20 protein-coding genes and 1 pseudogene are annotated in these 23,837 nt (G+C 36.4%); 10 read left to right on the top strand and 11 right to left on the bottom strand.

Features of this window, described 5'->3' with window-relative positions:
• Positions 1–167 precede the first annotated feature (167 nt).
• Both MHH81_RS01950 and MHH81_RS01945 read right to left on the bottom strand, forming a co-directional pair.
• Complete coding sequence (locus tag MHH81_RS01950) at positions 168–2,927, bottom strand: bifunctional diguanylate cyclase/phosphodiesterase (protein WP_340917298.1); 2,760 nt, start codon at positions 2,925–2,927, stop codon at positions 168–170.
• 371 nt (positions 2,928–3,298) lie between these two features.
• Positions 3,299–3,949 (bottom strand): SIMPL domain-containing protein, encoded by a 651-nt coding sequence (locus tag MHH81_RS01945; protein ID WP_340917296.1) that lies wholly within the window; start codon positions 3,947–3,949, stop codon positions 3,299–3,301.
• A gap of 464 nt (positions 3,950–4,413) precedes the next feature.
• On the opposite strand from MHH81_RS01945, the pseudogene MHH81_RS21265 reads away from it, so the two are divergent.
• From MHH81_RS21265 to MHH81_RS01920, 5 genes and pseudogenes are all read left to right on the top strand, one after another.
• A pseudogene (locus MHH81_RS21265) lies at positions 4,414–4,811 on the top strand (transposase); the annotation flags it as partial.
• 229 nt (positions 4,812–5,040) lie between these two features.
• Positions 5,041–5,742: a response regulator transcription factor gene (locus MHH81_RS01935; protein WP_340917294.1), complete on the top strand. Its 702-nt coding sequence runs from the start codon at positions 5,041–5,043 to the stop codon at positions 5,740–5,742.
• Complete coding sequence (locus tag MHH81_RS01930; protein ID WP_340917292.1) at positions 5,739–7,094, top strand: sensor histidine kinase; 1,356 nt, start codon at positions 5,739–5,741, stop codon at positions 7,092–7,094. Before MHH81_RS01935 ends, MHH81_RS01930 begins: the two co-directional genes overlap by 4 nt.
• Positions 7,095–7,164: 70 nt before the next feature.
• Entirely contained in the window at positions 7,165–7,890 is a 726-nt protein-coding gene (locus MHH81_RS01925) for a PepSY domain-containing protein (RefSeq protein ID WP_340917290.1), read from the top strand.
• Between the two features lie 383 nt (positions 7,891–8,273).
• Positions 8,274–8,843, top strand: coding sequence for a PepSY domain-containing protein (locus MHH81_RS01920; RefSeq protein ID WP_340917288.1), 570 nt, complete (start codon positions 8,274–8,276; stop codon positions 8,841–8,843).
• Positions 8,844–8,906: 63 nt separating this feature from the next.
• Here MHH81_RS01920 and MHH81_RS01915 read toward each other — a convergent pair whose 3' ends face one another.
• The 6 genes from MHH81_RS01915 to MHH81_RS01890 form a co-directional block, all read right to left on the bottom strand.
• Entirely contained in the window at positions 8,907–9,383 is a 477-nt protein-coding gene (locus MHH81_RS01915) for a DMT family transporter (RefSeq protein WP_340917286.1), read from the bottom strand.
• Positions 9,384–9,418: 35 nt separating this feature from the next.
• Entirely contained in the window at positions 9,419–10,117 is a 699-nt protein-coding gene (locus tag MHH81_RS01910) for a Crp/Fnr family transcriptional regulator (protein WP_340917284.1), read from the bottom strand.
• Positions 10,118–10,167: 50 nt separating this feature from the next.
• Positions 10,168–10,593, bottom strand: coding sequence for a DMT family transporter (locus MHH81_RS01905; RefSeq protein ID WP_340917282.1), 426 nt, complete (start codon positions 10,591–10,593; stop codon positions 10,168–10,170).
• A 241-nt stretch (positions 10,594–10,834) separates the two neighbouring features.
• Positions 10,835–11,134, bottom strand: coding sequence for a hypothetical protein (locus MHH81_RS01900; RefSeq protein WP_340917280.1), 300 nt, complete (start codon positions 11,132–11,134; stop codon positions 10,835–10,837).
• A 245-nt stretch (positions 11,135–11,379) separates the two neighbouring features.
• Positions 11,380–12,294 (bottom strand): LysM peptidoglycan-binding domain-containing protein, encoded by a 915-nt coding sequence (locus MHH81_RS01895; protein ID WP_340917278.1) that lies wholly within the window; start codon positions 12,292–12,294, stop codon positions 11,380–11,382.
• A 144-nt stretch (positions 12,295–12,438) separates the two neighbouring features.
• Positions 12,439–13,149, bottom strand: a complete 711-nt coding sequence (locus tag MHH81_RS01890) for an alpha/beta fold hydrolase (protein WP_340917276.1) — start codon at positions 13,147–13,149, stop codon at positions 12,439–12,441.
• 184 nt (positions 13,150–13,333) lie between these two features.
• Between MHH81_RS01890 and MHH81_RS01885 the strand changes: the two genes are divergently transcribed.
• Both MHH81_RS01885 and MHH81_RS01880 read left to right on the top strand, forming a co-directional pair.
• On the top strand, positions 13,334–13,711 hold the full coding sequence (locus tag MHH81_RS01885) for an SLAP domain-containing protein (RefSeq protein WP_340917274.1): 378 nt from the start codon (positions 13,334–13,336) through the stop codon (positions 13,709–13,711).
• Positions 13,712–13,788: 77 nt separating this feature from the next.
• Positions 13,789–13,968 (top strand): hypothetical protein, encoded by a 180-nt coding sequence (locus MHH81_RS01880; RefSeq protein ID WP_340917271.1) that lies wholly within the window; start codon positions 13,789–13,791, stop codon positions 13,966–13,968.
• 168 nt (positions 13,969–14,136) lie between these two features.
• Here MHH81_RS01880 and MHH81_RS01875 read toward each other — a convergent pair whose 3' ends face one another.
• The 3 genes from MHH81_RS01875 to MHH81_RS01865 all read right to left on the bottom strand — a co-directional run bounded on the left by MHH81_RS01875 (position 14,137) and on the right by MHH81_RS01865 (position 18,986).
• On the bottom strand, positions 14,137–15,390 hold the full coding sequence (locus MHH81_RS01875; RefSeq protein ID WP_340917269.1) for an MFS transporter: 1,254 nt from the start codon (positions 15,388–15,390) through the stop codon (positions 14,137–14,139).
• A 502-nt stretch (positions 15,391–15,892) separates the two neighbouring features.
• Complete coding sequence (locus tag MHH81_RS01870) at positions 15,893–17,269, bottom strand: amino acid permease (protein WP_340917267.1); 1,377 nt, start codon at positions 17,267–17,269, stop codon at positions 15,893–15,895.
• A gap of 511 nt (positions 17,270–17,780) precedes the next feature.
• Complete coding sequence (locus MHH81_RS01865) at positions 17,781–18,986, bottom strand: EAL-associated domain-containing protein (RefSeq protein ID WP_340917265.1); 1,206 nt, start codon at positions 18,984–18,986, stop codon at positions 17,781–17,783.
• An 838-nt stretch (positions 18,987–19,824) separates the two neighbouring features.
• On the opposite strand from MHH81_RS01865, the gene guaD reads away from it, so the two are divergent.
• From guaD to MHH81_RS01850, 3 genes are all read left to right on the top strand, one after another.
• A complete protein-coding gene (gene guaD / locus MHH81_RS01860; protein ID WP_340917262.1) occupies positions 19,825–21,192 on the top strand; it encodes a guanine deaminase in 1,368 nt (455 codons plus the stop codon).
• Between the two features lie 556 nt (positions 21,193–21,748).
• Positions 21,749–21,916: a hypothetical protein gene (locus tag MHH81_RS01855; protein ID WP_340917260.1), complete on the top strand. Its 168-nt coding sequence runs from the start codon at positions 21,749–21,751 to the stop codon at positions 21,914–21,916.
• 396 nt (positions 21,917–22,312) lie between these two features.
• Positions 22,313–23,734, top strand: a complete 1,422-nt coding sequence (locus tag MHH81_RS01850) for an aldehyde dehydrogenase family protein (protein WP_340917258.1) — start codon at positions 22,313–22,315, stop codon at positions 23,732–23,734.
• Positions 23,735–23,837: the final 103 nt, after the last annotated feature.

The raw sequence follows: 23,837 nt of genomic DNA, 5'->3' as shown, positions 1-23,837 counted from the left end.
TATATGTTATGGAGAAAATCCGTTGCCACATAGCTGTGGCGAATGTAGGATTTGTTCCTATAAGCTCGTTTCGGGGTCTTGGAAGCCCCTTTTTCCGCAGAAGTCTCGCGGATTTTCGTTATAAAATAAAATCTTCTAAAAAACAACAACCTAAATTAACAGAGCCATTAAGAAAAATATTTCTTAGCAAGTTCTTCAGCCTTAATTGGCTTACTAAAGTAATATCCTTGCATGATAGAACAACTTTTAGATAGTAGAAAATCTAGTTGTTCTTTCGTCTCAACACCTTCAGCAATCACATTTAAATTCAAGTTTTGAGCTAGAGTAATAATGGTATTTGTAATAGCAGCATTATTGTCAGCTTTTCCTAAGTCTTTAATAAATGATCTATCAATCTTTAATGCATCAATGGGAAAATTTTTCAAGTATCCCAATGAGGAATAACCAGTTCCGAAATCATCAATAGCTATGCTTACTCCCAGATCTTTTATTTGCTTCATTTTCTCTATGGTTATCTCTGTATTTTTGATAATTTGATTTTCAGTAAGTTCTATATTTAATAATTCTGGAGGTAGATTTACTTCCTCTAAGATGTCTTTGATTATAGTAACTAAATTATCTTCTTCAAACTGACGTCCCGATAAGTTAACAGACACATTCATGTCGGAATGTCCTTGCATCTGCCACTCCTTCATTTGTTTACAAGCATTCATAAGAACCCATTTCCCAATTGGAACAATTAATCCAGTTTCTTCAGCAATCGGAATAAATTCTGTAGGAGAAATCATGCCTTCTGTTGGATGATTCCACCTTAGCAAAGCTTCCGCACCTATAATTTTATTTGTTTTACCATCTACTTGAGGCTGATAATAAATGGCTAGTTCATCCTGTTCTAACGCCTTATATAAAGCATTCTCTAGCTTAATACTTTCAAGAGTTCTATCATTCATTTCACTTTTAAAAAAGTGATAATAAGTACCTGATGTTTCTTTAGACTTATACATAGCTGCATCTGCATTCTTTATTAAAACTTCAGCAGTATCACCGTCATCAGGAAATAAACTAATCCCAATACTCGTTTTAATATAAATTTCATTTCCTTTTAACAAATAATGTTTAGAAAACGAATCGGTTACTTGTTCAACAACCTTTAATACTTCTTTTTTATTTTGAACATTTGGTAAAACAATTGTAAATTCGTCTCCTCCTTGTCGCGATACGATAGCATTTGTTGGAATACTAACTCTTAATCGATTTGCTACCTCTCGCAACAAAAGGTCCCCATAGCTATGCCCTAAACTATCATTTATTAATTTAAAACGATCTAAATCTAAATACATTACGGCAATCTTTTCTGTCTTACCCTTTGCATCCATTAATGCTTGATTTAACATGTCATTCAAACGTACTCTATTAGGTAAATCTGTTAAACTATCATAATATGCTAGGTATTTAATTTCTTTTTCTAATTGCTTCCGATCTGTTATATCTTTAAATGTCACTACTTCTCCTAGAATTGCATCACCATCTTTTATCAATGAAATGACACATTCAACAGTGAAGCTAGAATTGTCTTTTTTAATAAATTTCTGATTTCCCTCAAAATAAGTTGATTGAGAACGTTGGAGATTATTTCTTTCAAAGATTATTTTGTAGGATTTCCCTATTAGTTCGCCTCTATCATATCCCAACATGGATTCACTGGCTGGATTACAAAATGTAATTTTTCCATCCAAGTCTAAACCAAAAATTCCTTCTCCTGCTGAGTTCAAAATCAATTCCTTTTCACGACTTAAATTCTTTAATTCTAAAACAACTCGTTCAAGTTCCTTATTTTTCACTCTAATTTCCGAAGTTCTCTCTTCTATGATGACCTCTTGTTTTTCCATATATAACAGGTTTGATAAGGTGGAAGCAGTAGCATCTGCAATAGATTGTGCAAACTGTATATCCGATTCAGAAAAGGTCATGACTTTTTCCCCAAGCTCTACAATAGCTATCGCTCCTAAAACTTCTCCCATGGAAACTAGTGGAAGCATAAACATTCCCTTTATCCCAAAATTCCTACAGATCTCATGATTAGGTCTTTCATCTAAAAAAACATCTGGAATAAGTAAAGGTTTTTTTGTTCTAATTACCTCTTGAAACACAGCATCATTGGTTTGATCAATATGTAGTTTATTGTGTGTCTTCATCCAACTTTCTTCTGACCAATCACTATCCTTACTTAAACTTGCTGGTTTAATTCTGTTCTCAGCTATAGGGTCTAATAAGTGAACAGCAACATTATAGTTTTTTAACACTTTTCCTACGTAATAAAAACAGGTGTCTAGTACCTCTTGCATCGAGGAACGCATAGATAATTCACGCGTAAGATCTAATAACAATTGCTTTTCTGCAATCAAATTCTCTTTACGAGTCAAATCTGTCGCATTTCGAATAGCAACACCAGCCATATTTACATAGGCTTCAACGGTCTGAATTTCTTCTTCTGTTAAGTTCATAGGAATTCCATAATCAAATAAAAAAACAAGCCCAAATAATTCATTCTCATATGAAATAGGAAGAACCAATAATGATTTAATTTTAAAAGCTTCTACAGACCTAGGATCAGGACGATCATCGTTTGATGTATCTGGTATGTAAATCGTCTGTTGAGTTTCTATTACTTCTTTTGCCAGTAAATCAAAATCCGTATCAATTACTTGCATATCCAGTGTCATTCCATTGATGACTTCCGGTTTACCTACATACCCCCTGAATTTCCCGTTACTCTGTGGTAAATAAATACCGACAGAATCACATTGAACTATTTCTTCCGATATTGCAGTAATTACATGTCCCAATACTTCTCTTAATTCCAATTTCGTATTGATTAGTTTTGTTATTTGGGCAAGACGAGAGTATCTCGTTACTTCTTTTACCATTTAATTTCCTCCACTTTTAATACTTTTAACCTATTAATTAACAACTATCGGTTTACTGTCATTACCTAATACTTATTAGTTGATAGTTATATTTAAATAATTCATACCATTTTCCTTACATTCATTTTCTTATGGTTAGTACATTCTTCTCTATATTATCATCTTAACCCTTTATATTTTATATTTTTTTCTAAATCATTACAAAATCTTTAGAATAAAAAATTTCATTAACCATTTCCCCCATTAAAAGACCGTTTGATGTCTTCGCATCAAACGGTCTAACTTTTTATTAGAAACAACTAATTAAAATACTATATAGAAAAGTTATGCTCTTTTTTAAAGACTAAAGGTCGAAACACACGAGAAATACATCAGTATTGAAATTTAACCCTAACAGCTGCACTAATCGTGATTTTACCTTGTTCAATTGGTGTAACTTGTGACTGATCAGCCATTGCAACCGATTTAAACGGTACAGCTTGAGCTTCACGCTCTTCTACTATCTCTATCGGTTGTGGGTGCAAAGTTAGTTTCATTGTCTCGGCTATTGTTTTTGCTTTCGTTTGTGCATCTTTTAGAGCTAAACGGAGGGCTTGTTGATAAGATGCATCTGGATTTTCAATTCCAAACTGAATAGATGAAATTCGATTTGCACCATTTTGTACCGCTGTATCAATTACTATTCCGACTTGACTTATATCTTTTACTTTTACAGTAATAGCATTTGTAACTTCATATCCTCTAAAAACTTGTTTCCCTTCAATATAATCATAATTAGCTGTTACATTATATGCGACAGTTTGGATATCCTCTTTTGGAATGTTTAGCGCTAAAATGGAATGTATGACGCTATTCATGATAATTGCATTTTGTTGCTGAGCTTCACTTACATCTTTTCCTTCTGTACTCACTTCGAATCGAAGTTGCACATAGTCCGGTTGAGTAGCTACCTTTCCATTACCAGTCACTGTGATTACACGTAAAGGAGAAGATGATAGCTGATGCTCTTTTGAATTATTCATTGAATTCCACCTTCCGTATGATTCATACCTATTATCTTATGCTCTTTATCATAAAAAATTGAAATTCTTATGAATAGGCGTCCATAAACTACCTTGTGTTACTAGGTGGAATCCACTTACTTTCCGTGGCAAACCGACAAGCCTCCTCGGCTAAGGAGGGCACTGAAAAAGACTAGTATTATTCATTTCTTAGCGAGTTCTTGAACGGCAAGTTGGTCAAGAACTCGCTTTTTTTGATTAAATTAAACATCTAGGTGATTCCGTTGCAGGCAGACGCTTTCCGCGGGCGGTCCGTGAGCTCCTCAGGCCAACAGGATGTTGGTCACAAAGGCGTTGCCACACGAGGTGGCGTTCTTAGCCTTTGTTCCTATGTGCGCTCCTGCGGGGTCTCACCTGGACGCGCTTTTCCCGCTGGAGTCGCCGCCTTCCACTCCAATCGCCATAAAATAAATACTCTTTAAACAAAACCGGCATCAAATGAAATAGAGGAAGAATTAGAATATTGTCGTCAAGTAGTGGAAGTCGTTGAAACACAATCGAACTTGGCACATATGTCCCCTGTACAGGAAAAGTCAATGTATTAAAAGAAGTCATTGAAGATTAAGAAACGCAATTAAGCTATTCAACAGATCCATATGCCCGTGTCGGGCATAAGACAGCGGATTCTGCTTTCTTTGGCTTTAAAACACATATCGCGATGATCGATGAACGTATTATTACAGCAGCAGTGGTGACAACAGGCGAAAAAAGTGAAGCGCAATATCTACAAGAATTAATTGAAAAAAGTAAGGTAACGTGCATGGAAGTGGAAACGCTTATTGGCGATACAACCTACTCAGGAATAGACAATTTAATCATCACTTTGTTGATTGAAACGGCAGGCGGCGACTCCAGCGGGATGAGTGAGGCAGATAAGTCATCACAAACGACGCGTTGCGGCGGTGATGGCTTATCGCTCACCCCGCGGAAAGCGTCCGCCTATAGTGGAAATCAACTATACATTATATTGGAATACCCCATCTTCTTTCTAAAATTCATTGGAGTCATGTAGAATAAAAGACAAGGAAAAATAACGAGAGGTGGAATGACTATTGGCTAAAGAATCCATTTTAATCGTCGAAGATGAAGAGAAAATTTTAAGACTGCTGGAAATCGAGTTAGGATATGAAGGATATGAATTAGGGAAAGCTACAAATGGAATAGATGCGCTAGAAATATATCTGTCCCAAAAATGGGACTTAATATTATTAGATATAATGCTCCCAGGGATGAGTGGAATTGAGTTGCTTCGACGCATACGAGGAAAAGATTCGTCGATTCCTGTTATTTTGTTAACAGCAAAGGATTCGATTGAAGATAAAGTATCGGGTCTCGACCTCGGCGCTAATGACTATATTACCAAACCTTTTCGAATGGAAGAATTACTCGCTAGAATTCGAGCTGTCTTACGGATGAAGCAAATTGCATCTTCTCCAATTGTGGAAGGTGATCTGTGGCTCCATGCAGGTGATTTGAAGCTAAACGAGAAAACCCGAGAAGTCATGCGAAAAGAACATGATATTGACCTAACACCAAAGGAATATGATTTACTTTTATATTTATTGAGAAATAAGCGCCAGGTTTTAGATCGAGACCAGATTCTCGAGGCCGTTTGGGGATACGATTATGACGGCGAAACGAAAATAGTGGATGTGTATATCCGATACCTGAGAAAAAAAGTTGATGCCAACTTTGAACAGGCATTAATTCATACCGTTAGAGGTGTTGGTTATGTCTTAAAGGATGTAACATGAAACTTCGTAATAAAATTAATTTATATACTTCGGTGTTATTTATTTTTTTATTAATACTCATGAACACTTCGATTTATTTTCTTTCCAACTATCTATTGATGTCAAATGAACTTGATCGAGCTACTGCAGAAGTTGAAAAAATCGTATCGGATATCGGTAGTGCAATTGATCAAATTCCTCCTAGCCAGCTTCTACTAGCCTATGTGCCAGTAGAAGGGATGATACAAGTGTTGAAAGAGGATTTAACAAGTGAAGCGAAGATTACCACTCCTTCAGAGGACACACTAGAGTCCCGCACAAGTAGCTATTCCCCTGGTGAAGTGAGTGAAATTATCTCATATAAAAATAAGCAGTATGTATTTGTCTCCTATCCGGTCGTTTGGAAGGATGGAAATGTTGTAAATCTTCAAGTGACAAGCAGTATTCAAGCAACGGACGAGATGATCAGAATGCTGCGCATCGTGTTAATTGCGGTAACGACCATCGCCATGATTCCTGTTATTCTCTCGAGTAGAATTTTGAGTAATTTCATTTTACAACCGATTAGATCGATGATTAATACAATGAAAGACATCCAAAAAAGCGGACAATTCAAGCGTTTGGAATTGGAAAACACTTCGGAGAGCGAGCTCGTGGAGATGGGAGAAACCTTTAATCATATGATTGATTTGCTTCAAACGAACTTTGAAAAACAAGAACAATTCGCATCAAATGCTTCCCATGAATTAAGAACCCCTTTAACGATTATTGAAAACTACTCGGATCTTTTAAAACGAAGAGGACTTGAACGTCCGGATTTATTTGAAGAATCCGTAGAGGCGATCCACTCAGAAGCTGTGCGGATGAGAGAAATGACAGAACAGTTATTGCTACTGGCGAGACAGCAGGAACAATGGAATATTAAGTTAGAACAAATAAATGTAACAGAACTCGTAATGGAAACAGCAAACGCATTCCAAAACACGTACCAACGAGATATTTCAGTTCAGGACACCGAAACAACGACTGGGTATACGGACTTTCAAAAACTAAAACAGCTACTCTTTATATTTTTAGATAACGCTCTAAAGTATAGCGAGGAACGCATTACCATTAATGTTGGTCACACATCAAATGAAACATATATCCAAATCGAGGACAAAGGAATTGGAATACCGAAGGATGAATTGACTAAAGTGTTCGATCGATTTTACCGAGTGGACCAAGCAAGGGGCAGAAAACAAGGTGGATCCGGCTTAGGACTTACAATGGCAAAGCAAATAGCTGGGGCGATTGGTGTTCGAATTGAATTGGACAGCATAGAAAACCACGGAACGACAGCTACTCTTTTTTTCAAGACAAAAGATGTATAAAATTCTTACCGTTTTCTTACTTTCCGATTATATAATAAGCTCATCAAACTGTTACGTGAGGTGATAAACGATGAAGAAAAAGAAATGGACGTGGACAGTTGGAGTTATTCTCCTTGTTTTATTGTTAATCGTAGGGTTTCGATGTTTTTCTCCTACCTTCTCTGCGCAGAACTTAACAGCAGAAGAAGCGAAAACGGCAGTGCTTGAAAAATACCCAGGTGATATCGTAAAAACAACAAAGAATGAAGATGAATATCAGATTGAAATGCGGTTAGAAACTGGGTTATATATTATAAAGATTGATGCAAAAACTGGGGATGTTCTCTCCTTAGAACGACTACAAAAAGGAGAAAACTCTTCGAAAGAGGAGCCTCAAACAAAACTACAGCTATCACAAAAAGAAATTGAGGAGAAACTCACTACTCAAGGGGAGCTACAATCAATCGAAATGATTCAAAAAAATGACAACTACTATTATGAGGCAATTGTCACTAAAGACAACGAAAAACTAAAGCTAAAGGTTGATCCATTTACAGGTGAAATCCTCGATTCGATGGTTTTACCTACTCCTACAATTACGGAAAATACAGTAATTACGGTACAAGAGGCTATTGTAATCGCAGCAAACCACTTAAAAGGAAAAGCAGATGATGACGTAACATTTCATCAACCTTCTGGCTCCCCTCCCTATTACCTAGTCGAAGTTGAATTGGAAAACGGCGAGGATGATCGGGAAGCCACCGTCCAAGTCGATGCTTACACAGGAGAAGTAAAGTCGGTTAATTGGGATGAGTAACTACAAAGCATACCCTCTGATAGAAATTTGAATCATGTAGAAAAGTGACAGACCCTTCAAGTACCACATGGACCTGTCACTTTTTTTGACGCCGATATATTCTACTGTTGTTTTTAGCATATAATTTGTGGTAGAATCCGCGCAGAATCCTGACTTAAAGCGAGGCAGACGAGAACCCGCAGGTGTAGCCAATGTAGCTTGTCGGTTCGCCAGCGGAGAGCAAGCGGATTCTACCAAATGAAAACCATGTGTTTTAACAGCGCCTTTTTTTAAAAAGACCTAAACCTTTTCTCTCCAAATTTTAACCTTTCTTTCCCCGTCCTTTTGTTTTCACTGTATATAGTATGAAGTGTAAGGTAAATGATAACGAGGAGGAACAAATAATGAAAAAAATAGTAATTGGTTCATTAGCAACCGTACTTGCAATAAGTGGTGCAATCGGTATTAACGCGTTTGCAGAGGATGACGTAAAGATTAGCACAGAACAAAGCAAAAAGTTAATCGGAATTGAAAAAGCAATAGAAGTTGCATTAAAGAAAGCTAATGGAACCGTCGAAAGCGTAGAGTTAGAAACAGAACACAGTAATATGTATTATGAAGTAGATATTGATGGGGATAAGAATAAAGAATATGAAGTAAAAGTGGATGCATATACAGCTAAGGTTATAAATGTTCGAGAAAGCCTCGATGACGATGAGAATGATATCAACGACGATAAAGCTCTTGCCCAAGCTAAATCTGCAAAATCCCTCATCACAGAAAAAAAAGCTATTGCCATTGCTAAAAAACAAATGAATGGTGATGTGAAATCAATTGAATTAGACTCTGATGATGGAACATATGAGTACGAAATAAAGCTTCAAACAAAAAAAGGCGAAGCTGAAATAACGATCAATGCAAGTACTGGTACGGTATTAGAGGTAGAATTTGATGACAATAATGAAGACGACTGAGTCTTACTAACAGGAAAAGGTGCTTGACTAGGAGGAAATTCCCCAGTCTAGTACCTTTCTTTTTTATTTTATAGCTTCAGGTTGAGTCCCTTCCACTATTACTCTTCTACCGCCAAATTTAAAAACAATAACTCCACCAATAATAATTATTACCCCTAATAATTGCTGGTAAGTAAAGGGCACTTGTTTTAGACCCAACCAACCTAGCGAATCCCATAACAATGCAAATAAAAGCTGTGAAGTAAGTACAATGGAAATTGCAAATGTTGGTCCAAGCAACTTGATACTCTGGATTAAACAAGTAACTACGCCTACTCCTATAATACCGCTAAACCAATACCATGTTTTCATATTCTCAAAAATAAAAATGCGTTCTCCTTCTACCATGAAGCCAATCGTAAGTGAAGCTAAGAATCCCATTCCTAATATAAGTGTCGTCGCGGCCCAAGAGCCTGTATGCTCATTTACTTTGCTATTAAATATATTTTGTAAGCTTAAAAAAACACCGCCAATCAGTGCCATGGATAATCCCAAAAGCATAACAATACCCCCCTATTAAATTTTTAGTTCCAAATTCATTCATAAATATTGTGATTAGCAAGCGTGCTCAACCCGATTCGATTTTTTACGATGATAAACTCTTTGTTACGTTCAATTAATCCCTCTTTGCATAACTGTTGGATGACACGATTAAGATGTCTATAACTTGTTCCAATTAACCCAGCGGCATCTTTTAAATTACTTACGCTCAGTTGTCCTTTAAAATCGGTATTGGATTCATCAAAGGATATAGATAACAAATAACTCGCTAGACGTACTTCAACTGGATACATCAAATTAAAAACAAAAGAATTATTTTTAATATGAAACTTTCTCGTAATAATTTTAAGTAAAAACTGAAGAAGCGGAGGATAATCACTTCCATATTTGTTTAACCAATTACAGTGAATTCGAATCATGCAAACAGGTGTGACAGCTTCAACTGTATTGATCATTTCAATATTTTGGATGAATTCAATATCTCCTACTATTTCAAGAGGAGTCTTAAAAGCAAGAATTAACTTATTCCCTTCCGAAGAAGTTGTAAAGATTTTAATCTTTCCTTTAACAAGTATATATAAATGGCTACGGGGTTCTCCCTGTTCACAAATAATTTCACCTTCATCAAACGTATGTAACGATAAATGCTGTAATAACGCTTCGTTAAATACAGATTCAATTTGGTGAACATGCAAATAGTATTGTAGTTGCTCTTGATCCTCAATTGACTTCATGCATCTTCCCCCTCCCCTTTTAGCTTTAACGCATAAAACATACACTACCCTCAAATTCCCAAAATCACAACACCAAGTACCATCAATCCCATCCCGATAAACTGAGGTAGCTTCATCTGTTGCTTCACTACGCCAAACCATCCTTTTATATCAATCAAAAAGGTCAAACTAAGTTGAGCGATAAGAACTGCTGATATCGTAAGCGTAACGCCAATTTGATGAATAGCTGTAATATTACTAAAAATAATGACTGCAGCAAATGCACCACCGGTTAAATATAGCGGTTTTACTTTTTTAAACATCGTCCAATTACCATCTCGTACGAACAAAACTATAACCAATGCTAGGATGAATCCAGTGAACTGTGTAAGGCTTGCCGCCTGCCACGCCCCAATATCTTGACTAATTCGCGAATTAGCTACCCCTTGCAAAGTTATAAAGGCACCACCAAGTACAGCAAACAAGATTCCTCTCATTTTTACGCCTCCATTCACGTTGTTTTCTCTATTAAAAGATAAATAGACACCATTTGGAAAGGACATATGTCCCTAGTTTTAATATTTAGGTGAAACAGGTAAGTAGAGTCATGCAGATATGGCCGCAGGATGCAGCGAACTGTGTCTTCCTTCCTTTAAAATTGAACAGGTGTGAGCTAAACATCCTTTTAAACAAATAGAAATCCAGCAAAATTGGAATTTGCTGGATTTCTATTTTAAGTTAACATAATTCGCAATACAAATTGTATTCTGTATTAATCGCCATACTGTGAAAAGTTTGCTCTAGCTTCCTTAACTCTGTATCTTCAGCTGCGCTTTTCATTAATTCCTCAAATTTAGTTAAATTTTCAAATCTAATAATAGCAAATATACGGAGAACATTTCCTGTAGCTGGTGAATACACTTCTAAGTCCGCATTATGTCTTTCCCGAAACAGTTTGGATATTTTCACTATTATGTCATTCACTTCTGTAAGACTTTCTCGTGACAACTCAATGTCCATTACATAACTATAAGCCATTTAAAACTTCCCCTAATTTATACAAGTTCCTAAAAAGACATATGGTCTCTGTCATTGCTTACTTCTCTTTTCTGCTATTTCAATCCCCAATTATTCTAGATTGATATTTACTTCTTAAACTAGACACTAGAAATTAGGTTTTTGACTAAGAAGTGCAATGCTTTTGGAAACTAGACAGTCACTATGTAGAAATAGGTGAGAGGTGCCCATCCCTTGTATTTTGAGCCCCTTTATTCCATACTCTCTTAATCTAAAATTTTTACTTTTACTGTTTTGCGACCCCAATTAATCGCATCTTCTTTGGATTGCATATAAATATCAATTTTATTTCCTTTAATGGAACCGCCAGTATCTCCAGCAATCGCTTCACCATAACCTTCCACCCATACACGTGAACCTAGTGGAATGACTGTTGGATCTACAGAAATGACTTTTTGGTTAGGATTTGCATTTAAATCGATACCGGTCGATGTTATACCCGAGCAGCCATCACAAGAAGCTGTATAAGCTGTTGAAGCTACGGATATTTCTTTTACAGTAGATGCAGTTGGTGGAGATGTATTAGTTGATGCTTTAGCTGTTGTGTTAGTTGTTGTTTTAGCTGTTGTATTAGCTGTTGTATTAGCTGTTGCGTTAGCTGTTGTGTTTACTGTTGTTTTAGCTGTTGCGTTAGCTGTTGTGTTTACTGTTGTTTTAGCTGTTGCGTTAGTTGATGCTTTAGTTGTTGTATTAGCTGTTGTGTTAGTTGTTGTTTTAGGTGTACTCGTAGAAGGCTGCGAAACAGAACTTCCTTTAACTTGCATAGCCCTTGTGCCTTCAAGCACTATTTTATCTCCCGGGAATATTAAATCACTTGTAAGCTGATTTTGCTCCATTAATTCATCCACAGAAAGACCATGTTTTTGGGCAATGTGGGAAAGTGTATCTCCTAAAACGACGGTATGTGTTTCCACTACTTTTAATTTTTGAGATGGATATATAATTGTTGAGTTAAGTCCGTTCCATTCTTGTAAATCTTGAACACTTACGTTCATCTCTTTTGAAATGTCCCAAAGTGTATCTCCTTTTTCTACCGTATGAACAGTTGATGCAGATGCTTGACCTGCCGCTCCTACTGATAGTACTGCAATTGCGGTTAGTGCAGCAATGTGTTTTTTCATAATATGAATTTCCTCCCTTTCACTAACGAGACTTATCTTAACACGGTAAGATGACAGTACCATTGCAAAACCATGAGAAGGAGATATCAATATTATGACAAGATCCATCATTACGTTACATTTGTAATAATTGCTAATTAAAAGTCATTTAGATTTTTCGATAAATTCTTCTAATATATGAGTATATATTTCAGGTTGATCTGCATGCACTAGATGGCCAGCAAACGGAATAATGGCAACATGAATATGTTCATTTGATTTAGGATAGAGAGCTGCACCAATCGTTTCACGCTCATTTTTTTCTCCAACCATATAAAGAACAGGAAAACGAAACTCACTTAGTGCCTTTACATCTTCAAATGGATACCATTCTTTCTCTTTCGCCATATAAATAAATTGTTTCCAGTCAGATGTATGCAATTGGTCGAAATAACTCGTAGCCACTTTGTTATCTAGTAAACTCTCTTGAATTTCCACATCTTGTTCATGAAGCTCCAACCAATTATCCGGTTCAACTGGCATAACCCCTGAAATGGACAATGTGTGAATTCGTTCTGGATACATTTGAGCAAATTTGATAGCCACTAACGCTCCTAAAGAACAACTTGCTAAGTGGATTTTTTTCAAATCATAATGGTCAATTGTTTCCAATAAATCTACTGCGGAATCTTCAAAGAAATTTTGAATATCATTTGTATTGGATTGCCCATGACCTCTCAAATCTGGAGAGAAAACTTTGTAGTTATTGCTAAAGTACTCCCTTTGAAACTCAAAATCTGTCATACCTGTTTGCAATCCTGTATGCAGAAATACTAATGGTTCTCCATTTCCTATAATATTTGTATGTAGTATCAAGCATCTCGCCCCTTTATTTATGAAAATATCACTATCTCTTTTCTGCTAATTATATTTTATCATTTAATTTAACTAAAAAATCAGTTTATTTTCAAAAATTTTAAAAAGAACAATTGCTCAATAAATACAATTTGTGGCTATCTCAAACACGAGGGTTTAAAATATTTCCGAGGAGGTTACGCAGATGCAAAAACTCGAGTTTGAATCATCTTGGGCAAAGGCCTTGTCCAGTAAGGACAGGGAAGAGATTGAGAAGACTTTTCTCGAAACTAGTAATACGGAAAATCATGACCTTCTTCTCTCACCAATATGGCAAGCAATAAACCATAAAGGAGAATTACTAATTACTGTACTTGTCCATAATTTTACTCAGCAAGTAATTACTTTTAACCAAACAAGATTGGCATATATAGAAAATAATAAAATAATTGCACAGTCTACTTTTACACTTCCGACATTGAGTATTCCACCAAGCATTAGTATGCCATGGACTTTTATTTTTTCTGTTGATAGCTTGAAAAGTCCGGCAAAACTTAATAGTGGTTCTTTAGAAATCGTGTGAATTAATTTTTTTCATACATTATTACTTATTTTTGAACCATGTTAAGGAGGTACTAAATAGTTGGAAGGAGTTTTTTTATGACAAATACTAATCATCATCAAGGAGCTAGTAATAATAAAGGTTCTATGGCTAAAAATCCAACGAGCAAGAAGGAAGAGATTTCTCTAGAGTTAGCTGAATTAGGTAATTTAAAGCCTAAACAGGAGCCAATGACTCCAAATCATCGAGAAAAAAGTCAAAGAGAAAAATCTTACTAAGAAAAGTTATATCAGGATCGGACGCATCTCAGCATTGCGTCCGATCCTGTACTATACATAGTTTACCTTTTAAGTATTCCCGTTAAGAATAGAAGTTATTTATTATGTTTAAAAAAGACTCTTCGCTTGGTCGACTCGAATGAGGACATCGATAAAATACCTTTCATATTAAATTACTATGCTTGATTTTTGCTTTTTAATCAAAATGACAAATAAACTAGCCAATACACAAAAGATTCCTGCAAGGAAAAATGCCCATGTGTATGAGTCAAATATGTTATACATAAAGCCCCCACCGTATGCAGCTACTGCTGCTCCAGCTTGATGAGAGGCAAATATCCAGCCGTAAATAATACCACTTCTCTTTATTCCAAAGATTTGTCTTGAAATGCTAATCGTTGGCGGTACTGTTGCAATCCAATCTAAACCATAAAACACAGAAAAAATGATTAACAGTGTAAGGGAGCCTTCTTGTAGTGCAAATGGAAGTAATACAAGAGAAGCCCCTCTTAAAAGATAATACCAAAACAGCAACCACCGATTATCGAAGCGATCCGATAACCAACCGGATATTGTTGTACCGACTAGATCAAAGACCCCCATAAAAGAAAGCATAGAAGCTGCAGCTACAACTGGGATTCCGTAACTAATACAATAAGAGATAAAATGTGTTCCAATTAATCCACTTGTTGAAAGCCCACATATAAAAAAACTTCCTGCCAACAACCAAAATTCTTTTACTTTCACAGCTTCTACTAATGATTGGAAAGCCATCGCTATTGGATTTTTCTTTTGCACTTCACTAGACTCTTGAGGTTCCTCTTCAAGTCCATATGGGAGTATTCCAATTTCCTTCGGCGAATTTTTCATAAATAATAGAATAATTATTAGCATGATCACACTGAGGATTAGAATCAACCCAATAGCCCAACGCCAAGAATAATTATCTACTAGAATGGCTAGCACTGGGAGCAACACTAACTGCCCAGTTGCCGTACTAGCTGTTAAAATCCCAACCGCAAGACCTCGTCTCTTCTCAAACCAACGATTCGCTACGTATGTACTTAATACAGTCAGAAACACACCGGATCCTAATCCGATGATGATTCCCCAAATGACAATGAGTTGCCAGGCTTGGTCCATAAAATAAGTAAGCACAAGCCCTACCAATAAAGTAGACATGGCATAAATCATCATCTTTTTTAATCCTAACACTTCGATAAGTGCTGCCATAAATGGGCCCGACAATCCATAAAGAAAAAGACCAACTGCAAAAGCTAAAGAAATAACGGACCGATCCCATCCAAACTCATTTTCAAAAGGTACAATAAATACCCCTGAAGAGGATCGAACAATCCCAGCTACAATAATAGAAAAAAAGGCGATAATTAACACAAACCAACTATAATGGAGACGCTTCAATTCCTCACCTACATTCTTAAAAATTTGATGAAACGAATAAATTTAACATTCTATTAATTCGATATATTGTACGATAAAAGCATTACATTTTACAATAGTAGATCCATATGGAATATATTCTTTCAGAAGAGAAAAGACGGGGCTGTCCCTAAAGTCATACATTGACTGAGAGATGTTCCCTCTTCCAATGTATTGATTTCCGTTCCAGACGGACGCTTTCCGCGGGCATGACTTCAGTCTCCTCAGGCCAACACGATGTTGGTCACAAAGGCGTTGCCACACGAGGTGGCGTTCTTAGCCTTTGTTCCTTTGTTCGCTCCTCCGGGGCCTTCAGCTCACGCTATTCCCGCTGGAGTCGCCGTCTTTCACTACAATTAATTGCCTACAAAAAATAGTAGTTCTAATAAAAAGTATACAAAAAACAGGTGTAGAAAAAGACTCGTTTTTCTACACCTGCTTCAATTTAGGGGCTTATTGGACAGCCCCGTCAAATATCATACAATTATTCATCTATTTTAGTATCTAGCGGTACTCGCTTACCTATTTTTAAAATATAAAAACTTGCTATGACAATAGCTAAGAAAATGATTCCTACAATAAGAGAAATGCGAGTCTCATCATTAAAGCCCATACCGACTAATACCATAAGTAAAAATGCAATCGTTAAGTAGTTTGTAACAGGTGCAAACGGCATTTTGAATGGATGGTTATCGAGTTCTGCTCCTTTAGCTTTTCTAAATCGAATTTGACTAATAAGGATAACAAACCATGGAACCATACCAGGAAGCACACTCGCACTGTACACATACACAAATAAATTGGCTGGTGCAATGTAACTTAAAACAACCCCTACCGCTAAACCAATTAATACACCGATTGTTCCAAATAAAGGAACACCATTATTAGATATCTTTGCAAAGTACTTTGGTGCTTGTCCATTTACACCTAATGTATACAGCATACGTCCTGCACTGTAAATACCACTATTACAACCTGACATTGCTGCTGTGATAACAACAAAGTTAATAATTCCAGCTGCCGCTGTAATACCCACTTTCGCAAAAGTAGCAACAAACGGGCTTCCAAGTGTGTCTAGTTGATCCCAAGGATATACCGTCACAATAACAAAAATCGCACCAATATAGAAAATTAATATACGCCAAATAATACTATCTATTGCTTTTGTTAATGTTTTTTGCGGATCCTTAGCTTCTCCGGCTGTAATCCCAATTAGTTCTACGCCTTGATACGCTGCAATAACAAGAGATAGTGCAAAGAAGAATCCGGTCCAACCCCCTGCAAAGAAACCACCATGTTCCCACAGATTCGATATTCCTATTGCGCCTCCTCCGTTACCAAATCCAAAGAAAATCAAACCTATCCCCGCAATAATCATCAATACAATTGTCACGATTTTAATCATTGCAAACCAAAATTCAAGTTCACCAAATGATTTAACGGAGATTAAGTTTGCAGCACCAAGAATAGCCATTGCGATTAAACCTGGAATCCAAGCAGGTAGGCCTGGGAACCAGTATTGCATATACGTTCCAACAGCTATGATTTCTGCCATCCCAACGATTACCCACTGGAACCAGTTACTCCAAGCAGTAATATAACCTGCTAATGGATGAATATACTTATGACCAAATGTCGCAAATGAACCTGTACTCGGCTCTACATAGAGCATTTCGCCCATTGCACGCATTATAAAATATATGAAAATCCCACATATTGCATACGCAAGCAATACGGATGGGCCTGTCCATTTAATAGTACTAGCAGAACCCATAAACAATCCGACACCAATCGTACCACCTAAAGCAATCATTTGAATATGACGTGCCTCAAGTCCTCTCTTTAACTCTTTGTTTGACATGTTTAATTTCCCCCAAATACGAATTAGTAACTTTAGTATGAAATAATAAAGTTATCCTTACACTAACTGATTCTCCATATAGTATTCAAAAAATACTAAATAGAGTGATTATTTACTTTAATCTTAGGTATCGTTTTAAAGAATGCAAACTTAACTTTACTATTATTATAATAATAAAAATAAAGTCAAAATACAAATGTATTATAAGGAAAAACACAACAAGTATAGATATGCCATATACTTCCAAAGTATCTCCAGTTTATATTTAAATATTTTTTAATATTCCAAAAAAATATTTTAATAGTAATAAATGCATAAAAAAATTCCAGGTTCAAAACGATTAATATCGTCTCAAAACCTGGAACTAGATGAAATTAAAAGGGACGACGAATCATTTTGGATTCACCGTCCTTTTTGTGTTATCAGATTGTAATGACACCTAGTAAGAGCGCAGCAACCGTCATAACTATAACGGTACCAAAAGCCCATTTCAGCGCAAATCGGCAAATTTTCATCTGAAAATATTATGTTTATATAAGTAATCATAGGAAATATCAATAAATAAATATTCATTGTCACTAACCGAAATAGAGAAAGTACGCGTCATTTCCCCTGTATCGATATCGCTGTATAAATCAGACAACACGCCGCTTTGGTCGTTACGCATTTCAATAATTGTTTTTAAAAAGTATGGACGCCAACTCCAATTTTTATTAATTGCTTCTTCTTGAATATTCCATTTCTTATCAATACGCATTATATTCGGTGATGTTTGAAAACCCTCTTCATCACACATATAAAGACGGAAAGAATATTCCTCAAGCTCTTCGGCAAGCACGAGTAGTTTCTCCGTGTTTTGACTGCCTAGTTTCATACGTTGCACCGATTTCTCCAATGTAATCTGCAAGACTTTTAAAGCATTGTAATTTTCCTCAAGCATACGCTTTTCTGTTGTGATGAACTGCCGACATCTCTCTTTAAAACTTGTCTTTAACTGATCACGTGCAATTAATGTTGTATGAGCTGCCGCTAAGTGCTTCCCTTGATAAAAACGCCCACCATTTTTCCATGCAAATTGAAGCTGATGCACACTATCGATGCCTTCAAACAACATATTTGCGCCAATCTTGTGCGCTAATGTTCCAAGTGATGTAAATAAATCACTCTGCGCACCCCAAGATTCATAACTTAATTGCTCAATATTCAACTTCAAAATATTAGGAGACAGCATTTTGATATAGTCTAAATGACTTTCAGAACCAACTTGGTTAATAGCAATTTTCATACCGTACGTACGGAAATAACGAAGGATATTATTCAATTTATTAAATTCGCCTCTAAAGTTATGTTCTGAGATCATGAGAACAACACGCGTTAGTTCTTCCTCCGAAATATATTTTCTTATAATATCGAAATAACTTTCCCCATAATCCAGTATCAGTAAATTGGCATTGCATGGTAAATAAATATCGAAATCCTTTGCTTCCTCCTCCAGTTGAGAAAGGGCTAAATGCAAAATTCTATGCTCCACATCGACTCGATACTCATCTGGAACATCGTCATCGTATGCAAATGCATTTAAACTTATAAGTTCTTCATCGTTATTAAGCTTGCCAGAGATTTCGTAAGCAACGACAACATGCTCATCTGCACTAAAAATCGGCTGAAAATACGCCTTCATTTTTTCCAAATTAGTTAGTACTTCCATTGCATCCATACTTAAAACCTCCTAAAACGATTGAAAGTCGTTGCTTTATGAAACGATTTTCTTTGTTTATAAAATATTAATCTCTATCTTCATGATAAGTCGTCAAAGAAAAATACGCAAATAAGCATCTTGTATAATTATAAATAAATTAGAATCATTATTCGTTTTTTTGTAAATCCCATTACCATTAATGAACTTACTAATTATCTTTTAATCCATTAATTAATTCGCGTCTCCAATAAAGATATATCGCTTGAAACTCAATAAATAAAAGGGGTGTGACATACTCCCAAATTCCACTTGACCTATTGTGTATATGTATTATCTTATGCTCTTCATCTTAAGAACGTGTAGGTTGCTCGCCATTCTGTTGCAAGAGATTATATACACAAGAACGAATATTACACACATACCCCCTCCCTTTATGCTAATATAATCCCTTCAATTAGAAATATTTTTTCCATTTATCACCATCAAATGATCTTGATCGTTAGTTTACTATTTTGAATGTTACATTCATCTATTTCTTTATAAAAGGCTCTGTTAGATTCGGCTGTTGTAAGAATATATTTTGTGACTAATGTCTGTGAGACTCCTGCGGAAAAAGGCTGCTAAGACCCCGAAACAAGGTTGCGAATCAGAAGGCTTGGCGATCGTCCGCGAAAAGCGAGCGGATTTTAGTCCATTACAACATGATGGTTTAACAAAGCCTATTAAAAAAATATTACAGAATACAAACATCATTAATCTTAAAATTTTAATTATTCATATTTTGTATAGACTTAATGTATAACCCACTCTATAATAGCAAATATAATTCAAATATACGAACATTGAGGTGCGAAATATGACAGAATATACGGAAATATTTTTAGGAACTGCTTTTTCTAGCAATTCTCCAAAAGAGTTAAACATTTTAGAGGAGCATATTTTCTGTATCAATAAAGACGGGATGATTGAAAAAATCGTTTCGCCAGAAGAAACCGAGTATCAACATTTACTAGATGTTTATTCAGGAAAAGAAAACTTTCATCGTTTAGCGGAAGGTCAATATTTCTTACCCGGTTTTGTTGATTTGCATGTCCATGCGCCGCAATGGGCTCAATCTGGAACAGCATTAGATATTCCACTTTATGATTGGTTGAATACCTATACTTTCCCACTTGAATCTAGATTTTCGGATTTGTCATTTGCAGAAAATGTTTATCAAGATGTAGTCAACACCTTACTAGCAAACGGAACAACAACGGCACTATATTTTGCAACGGTTCATAAAGAAGCAAGTCTATTGCTAGCTGAAATATGTGCTAAAAAAGGACAACGCGGTTTAGTTGGGAAAGTTGTGATGGATAATCCTGAACAAAATCCTGACTATTATCGAGACGCTGATACACAAACTGCACTAGCAGATACGGAAGAATTTATTTTAGCTGTCAAAGAATTAGCAAAATCCACCAAACAAGGCGTGTATCCAGTAGTTACACCGCGTTTTATTCCGAGCTGTACCGATGATGCTTTAAAAGGTTTAGGGGAATTGGCTGCTAAGTATGATACGCATGTTCAATCCCACTGCAGTGAAAGTGATTGGGAACATGGCTATGTACAAGATCGATTCGAAAAGAACGACGCCTTTGCCTTACACGATTTTGGACTATTACGTGAAAAATCTGTGATGGCACATTGTAACTTTTTAAATGATGACGATGCAGATTTATTTGCTGAAACGGGAACTGCCGTTAGCCATTGTCCAATCTCCAATGCTTACTTTGCAAATAGCGTTATTCCAATTGCTCATTTGCATGAAAAAGGTGTAGAGATAGGCTTAGGATGCGATCTTTCTGGAGGCTTTTCACCTAGTCTTTTCGATAATGCTAGACAAGCAGTAATGTCTTCCAGAATGTTAGAAGATGGTGTGGATACGAACCTTCCAGCTGAACAACGCGGTGTACCAGCATCTCGCATCACGATCAATGAAGCATTCTATTTTGCAACAGCTGGCGGAGGGGAAAGTTTAAGCTTACCAATCGGGCGTTTGGCAGAAAACTATGCATGGGATGTACAAATTATTGATACTAAATTAGCATCTGCAAAACTACCTATTTTTGATATGAGTGAAGATTTAAACGATGTCTTCCAGAAAATTATGTACCTCGTTCGACCTGAAAATATACAAGAAGTTTGGGTTCAAGGAGAAAAAGTCCATACACGTATGTAATCAAAAATAAAATAAACTTTTAAGGTGTTCATGAACAACGACAATGTCATCAAATATATATTCAGTTCACCTATTGCAACAGCTGCGATAGCTGCAATTTTGTTGTATAAATTATTACCAAGAGGAATTAAAGGTTAAAAGAGAGTGTGGGCTTTTGTCCACACTCTCTTTGTTTAACCGAACAACCGTAATTACACTTTCCACCTCTAATATTCCAAAGGGAACAATTAAAGGAAATATTATATATTCACATATGAGTTAATTTCATAAATAGTACTTTGTCATTAAAATGCGAACAGTTATCACTTTGTTGATTGAAGCGGCAGGCGGCGACTCCGGGGGGATGAGTGAGAAAGATAAGACATCACAAATGACGCGTAGCGGCAGTGATGGCTTATCGCTCACCCCGCGGAAAGCGTCCGCCTATAGTGGAAATCAACTATACTTTATTGTTCCTACTTTTTCCTGTAAATTGGAATTATGAAATTGATTCATATAGCAACTTTATGGTCTACCAACTGTTCTTGCAGCATACATCGTATTATTCGGTGACGTATTGCAAACGAAAGCTTTAGTTGAAGACGGTGCAGCTGCACGTCCAGATGGAAAAGTGGAATATAGCCCAAGCCGTGCACACTTAATTTTCGGTATGCATAACAGTGTAATGAGTATTTTAGGTCCATACCTAACAATGAGTGGACCTTTATGTCTGCAATGCCAGTAGTAATGATCGAACGCTTCAAAAAAGGTAAAGCAATGGATTCCATTTTCAGGAGTAGGTTCATTCCGTTGGGGTACAAATAACGGTTTATTATTACTACCAATTGTAAGTTTAGTAGAACCAATTTTAGGTGTAGCTTTAGCTTTAACAAAGTTAATTCAAGGGTATGTAAGTGTAAAAGTCGGTATACTGGAATCACGAAGTCAACTTGATTTAGGAATCGCCGGTATTATCGATGCGGTACTTTGTATTAAGGGTGCTGCTTGGGCATTCGCAGTAGGTCTTTTATTATGCTTCTTAATATATGGTAAAGACTTCTTCAAAGGTGAAATAGACAATACATTTCTAAAAGACAGAAAAGTAAATTCAGAGGAAGAATAAATACGAGAGGATGATTAGATGGAAAAGCAATTTTATGTAGGTGGTGAATGGAAGTCTGCGAAAGATTTTGCAGAACTCCAATCCCCTCATACGAAAGAAGTCATTGCAAAAATCCCACAAGCGACTCGTGAAGAAGTGGAACAAGCAATCGACGTTGCATTTGATGCCAGAAAACAAATGGCTGAACTGACTGCATACGAGCGTGCAGCAATTTTAGAACATATTACACAATTATTTATCGATAACCGCAAAAAAGCAGCTGAAATTATCTCATTAGAAGCAGCAAAGCCAATTAAGTATGCACTAGGGGAAATTGATCGCACAATCGAAACATATAAATTTGCAGCAGAAGAAGCAAAACGATTAACCGGTGAATTGATCCCGATGGACGCTGCAAAAAATGGAGCGAATCGGTTCGGTTACACGATTGAACAGCCAATTGGTGTGATCGGTGCCATCACACCGTTCAACTTCCCACAAAATTTAGTTGCGCATAAAGTAGGACCTGCGATAGCAGCTGGTAATACAATCGTACTTAAGCCAGCATCACAAACACCGCTTTCTGCACTATTTTTAGCGGAACTTATCGATCAAACTGCTTTACCTAAAGGTGCATTCAGCGTAGTTACTGGAAGTGGTAAAACGGTTGGAGATGCACTAGTAGAGAGCGACAAAGTGAAAATGATTACATTTACAGGTAGCCCTGCTGTCGGAAAAGGTATACGCGATAAAGCAGGTCTGAAAAAAGTTGCTCTTGAACTAGGATCCAACGCTGGCCTAATCATCGACAAAAATGTCGATTTATCACAAATCGTACCAAAATGCGTTATGGGTGCATTTTCAAATCAAGGCCAAGTGTGCATTTCATTACAACGTACGTATGTAATAGATGAATTGTTTGAGGAATTTGTCAACCAATTTTCATCAATGACAAAGCAACTTGTGATTGGGAGTCCATCAGATGAAACGACAGACATATCCGCAATGATTAATCCTAGTGAACAAGAACGAGCGTTAAGTTGGGTACATGAAGCAGTTGAGCATGGCGCAGAAATTATTGCGGGAGGTACAACAGAAAATGGTGTTTTCATGCCTACCATTTTAACGAATGTGTCTTCCACTTCAAAAGTTTCTTGTCAGGAAGTCTTTGCACCAATCGTTGTAGTGAACCGCATTTCTTCTATTGAAGAGGGCATTGCTGCAATCAACGATTCAACCTATGGTTTACAAGCAGGGATATTCACAAATGATATCCAAACAGCTTTCCATGCTTCTAAACACTTAGAAGTGGGAGGTGTCATGATCAACGATATTCCAACATACCGGATCGACCAAATGCCATACGGTGGTGTGAAAGAAAGCGGTACTGGTAAAGAGGGATTAAAATATGCTATTCATGAAATGACAGAAACGAAACTTGTCGTTTGGAATAACCAATAAGGAGTGTCAGTAATGTCTGAAAAAATTACATTTCAGCATTTGACGGCGTAATCATAGAAAAATAATAAATAGTAAAAGCCGAAGAAATCAGCCATTTGCATAC

The sequence above is a fragment of the Psychrobacillus sp. FSL H8-0484 genome (genome assembly GCF_038005325.1).
Taxonomy (GTDB): Bacteria; Bacillota; Bacilli; order Bacillales_A; family Planococcaceae; genus Psychrobacillus.
Note: the sequence above shows the minus strand (reverse complement) of the source record. Positions and strands in the feature narration are given on the sequence as shown.

Excerpts from the sequence above, each read along its gene's own strand:
- MHH81_RS01950 (WP_340917298.1), bottom strand. The coding sequence starts at position 2,927 with ATGGTAAAAGAAGTAACGAGATACTCTCGTCTTGCCCAAATAACAAAA.
- MHH81_RS01945 (WP_340917296.1), bottom strand. The coding sequence starts at position 3,949 with ATGAATAATTCAAAAGAGCATCAGCTATCATCTTCTCCTTTACGTGTA.
- MHH81_RS01930 (WP_340917292.1), top strand. The coding sequence starts at position 5,739 with ATGAAACTTCGTAATAAAATTAATTTATATACTTCGGTGTTATTTATT.
- MHH81_RS01925 (WP_340917290.1), top strand. The coding sequence starts at position 7,165 with ATGAAGAAAAAGAAATGGACGTGGACAGTTGGAGTTATTCTCCTTGTT.
- MHH81_RS01920 (WP_340917288.1), top strand. The coding sequence starts at position 8,274 with ATGAAAAAAATAGTAATTGGTTCATTAGCAACCGTACTTGCAATAAGT.
- MHH81_RS01915 (WP_340917286.1), bottom strand. The coding sequence starts at position 9,383 with ATGCTTTTGGGATTATCCATGGCACTGATTGGCGGTGTTTTTTTAAGC.
- MHH81_RS01910 (WP_340917284.1), bottom strand. The coding sequence starts at position 10,117 with ATGAAGTCAATTGAGGATCAAGAGCAACTACAATACTATTTGCATGTT.
- MHH81_RS01905 (WP_340917282.1), bottom strand. The coding sequence starts at position 10,593 with ATGAGAGGAATCTTGTTTGCTGTACTTGGTGGTGCCTTTATAACTTTG.
- MHH81_RS01900 (WP_340917280.1), bottom strand. The coding sequence starts at position 11,134 with ATGGCTTATAGTTATGTAATGGACATTGAGTTGTCACGAGAAAGTCTT.
- MHH81_RS01895 (WP_340917278.1), bottom strand. The coding sequence starts at position 12,294 with ATGAAAAAACACATTGCTGCACTAACCGCAATTGCAGTACTATCAGTA.
- MHH81_RS01885 (WP_340917274.1), top strand. The coding sequence starts at position 13,334 with ATGCAAAAACTCGAGTTTGAATCATCTTGGGCAAAGGCCTTGTCCAGT.
- MHH81_RS01880 (WP_340917271.1), top strand. The coding sequence starts at position 13,789 with ATGACAAATACTAATCATCATCAAGGAGCTAGTAATAATAAAGGTTCT.
- MHH81_RS01870 (WP_340917267.1), bottom strand. The coding sequence starts at position 17,269 with ATGTCAAACAAAGAGTTAAAGAGAGGACTTGAGGCACGTCATATTCAA.
- MHH81_RS01865 (WP_340917265.1), bottom strand. The coding sequence starts at position 18,986 with ATGGATGCAATGGAAGTACTAACTAATTTGGAAAAAATGAAGGCGTAT.
- guaD (WP_340917262.1), top strand. The coding sequence starts at position 19,825 with ATGACAGAATATACGGAAATATTTTTAGGAACTGCTTTTTCTAGCAAT.
- MHH81_RS01850 (WP_340917258.1), top strand. The coding sequence starts at position 22,313 with ATGGAAAAGCAATTTTATGTAGGTGGTGAATGGAAGTCTGCGAAAGAT.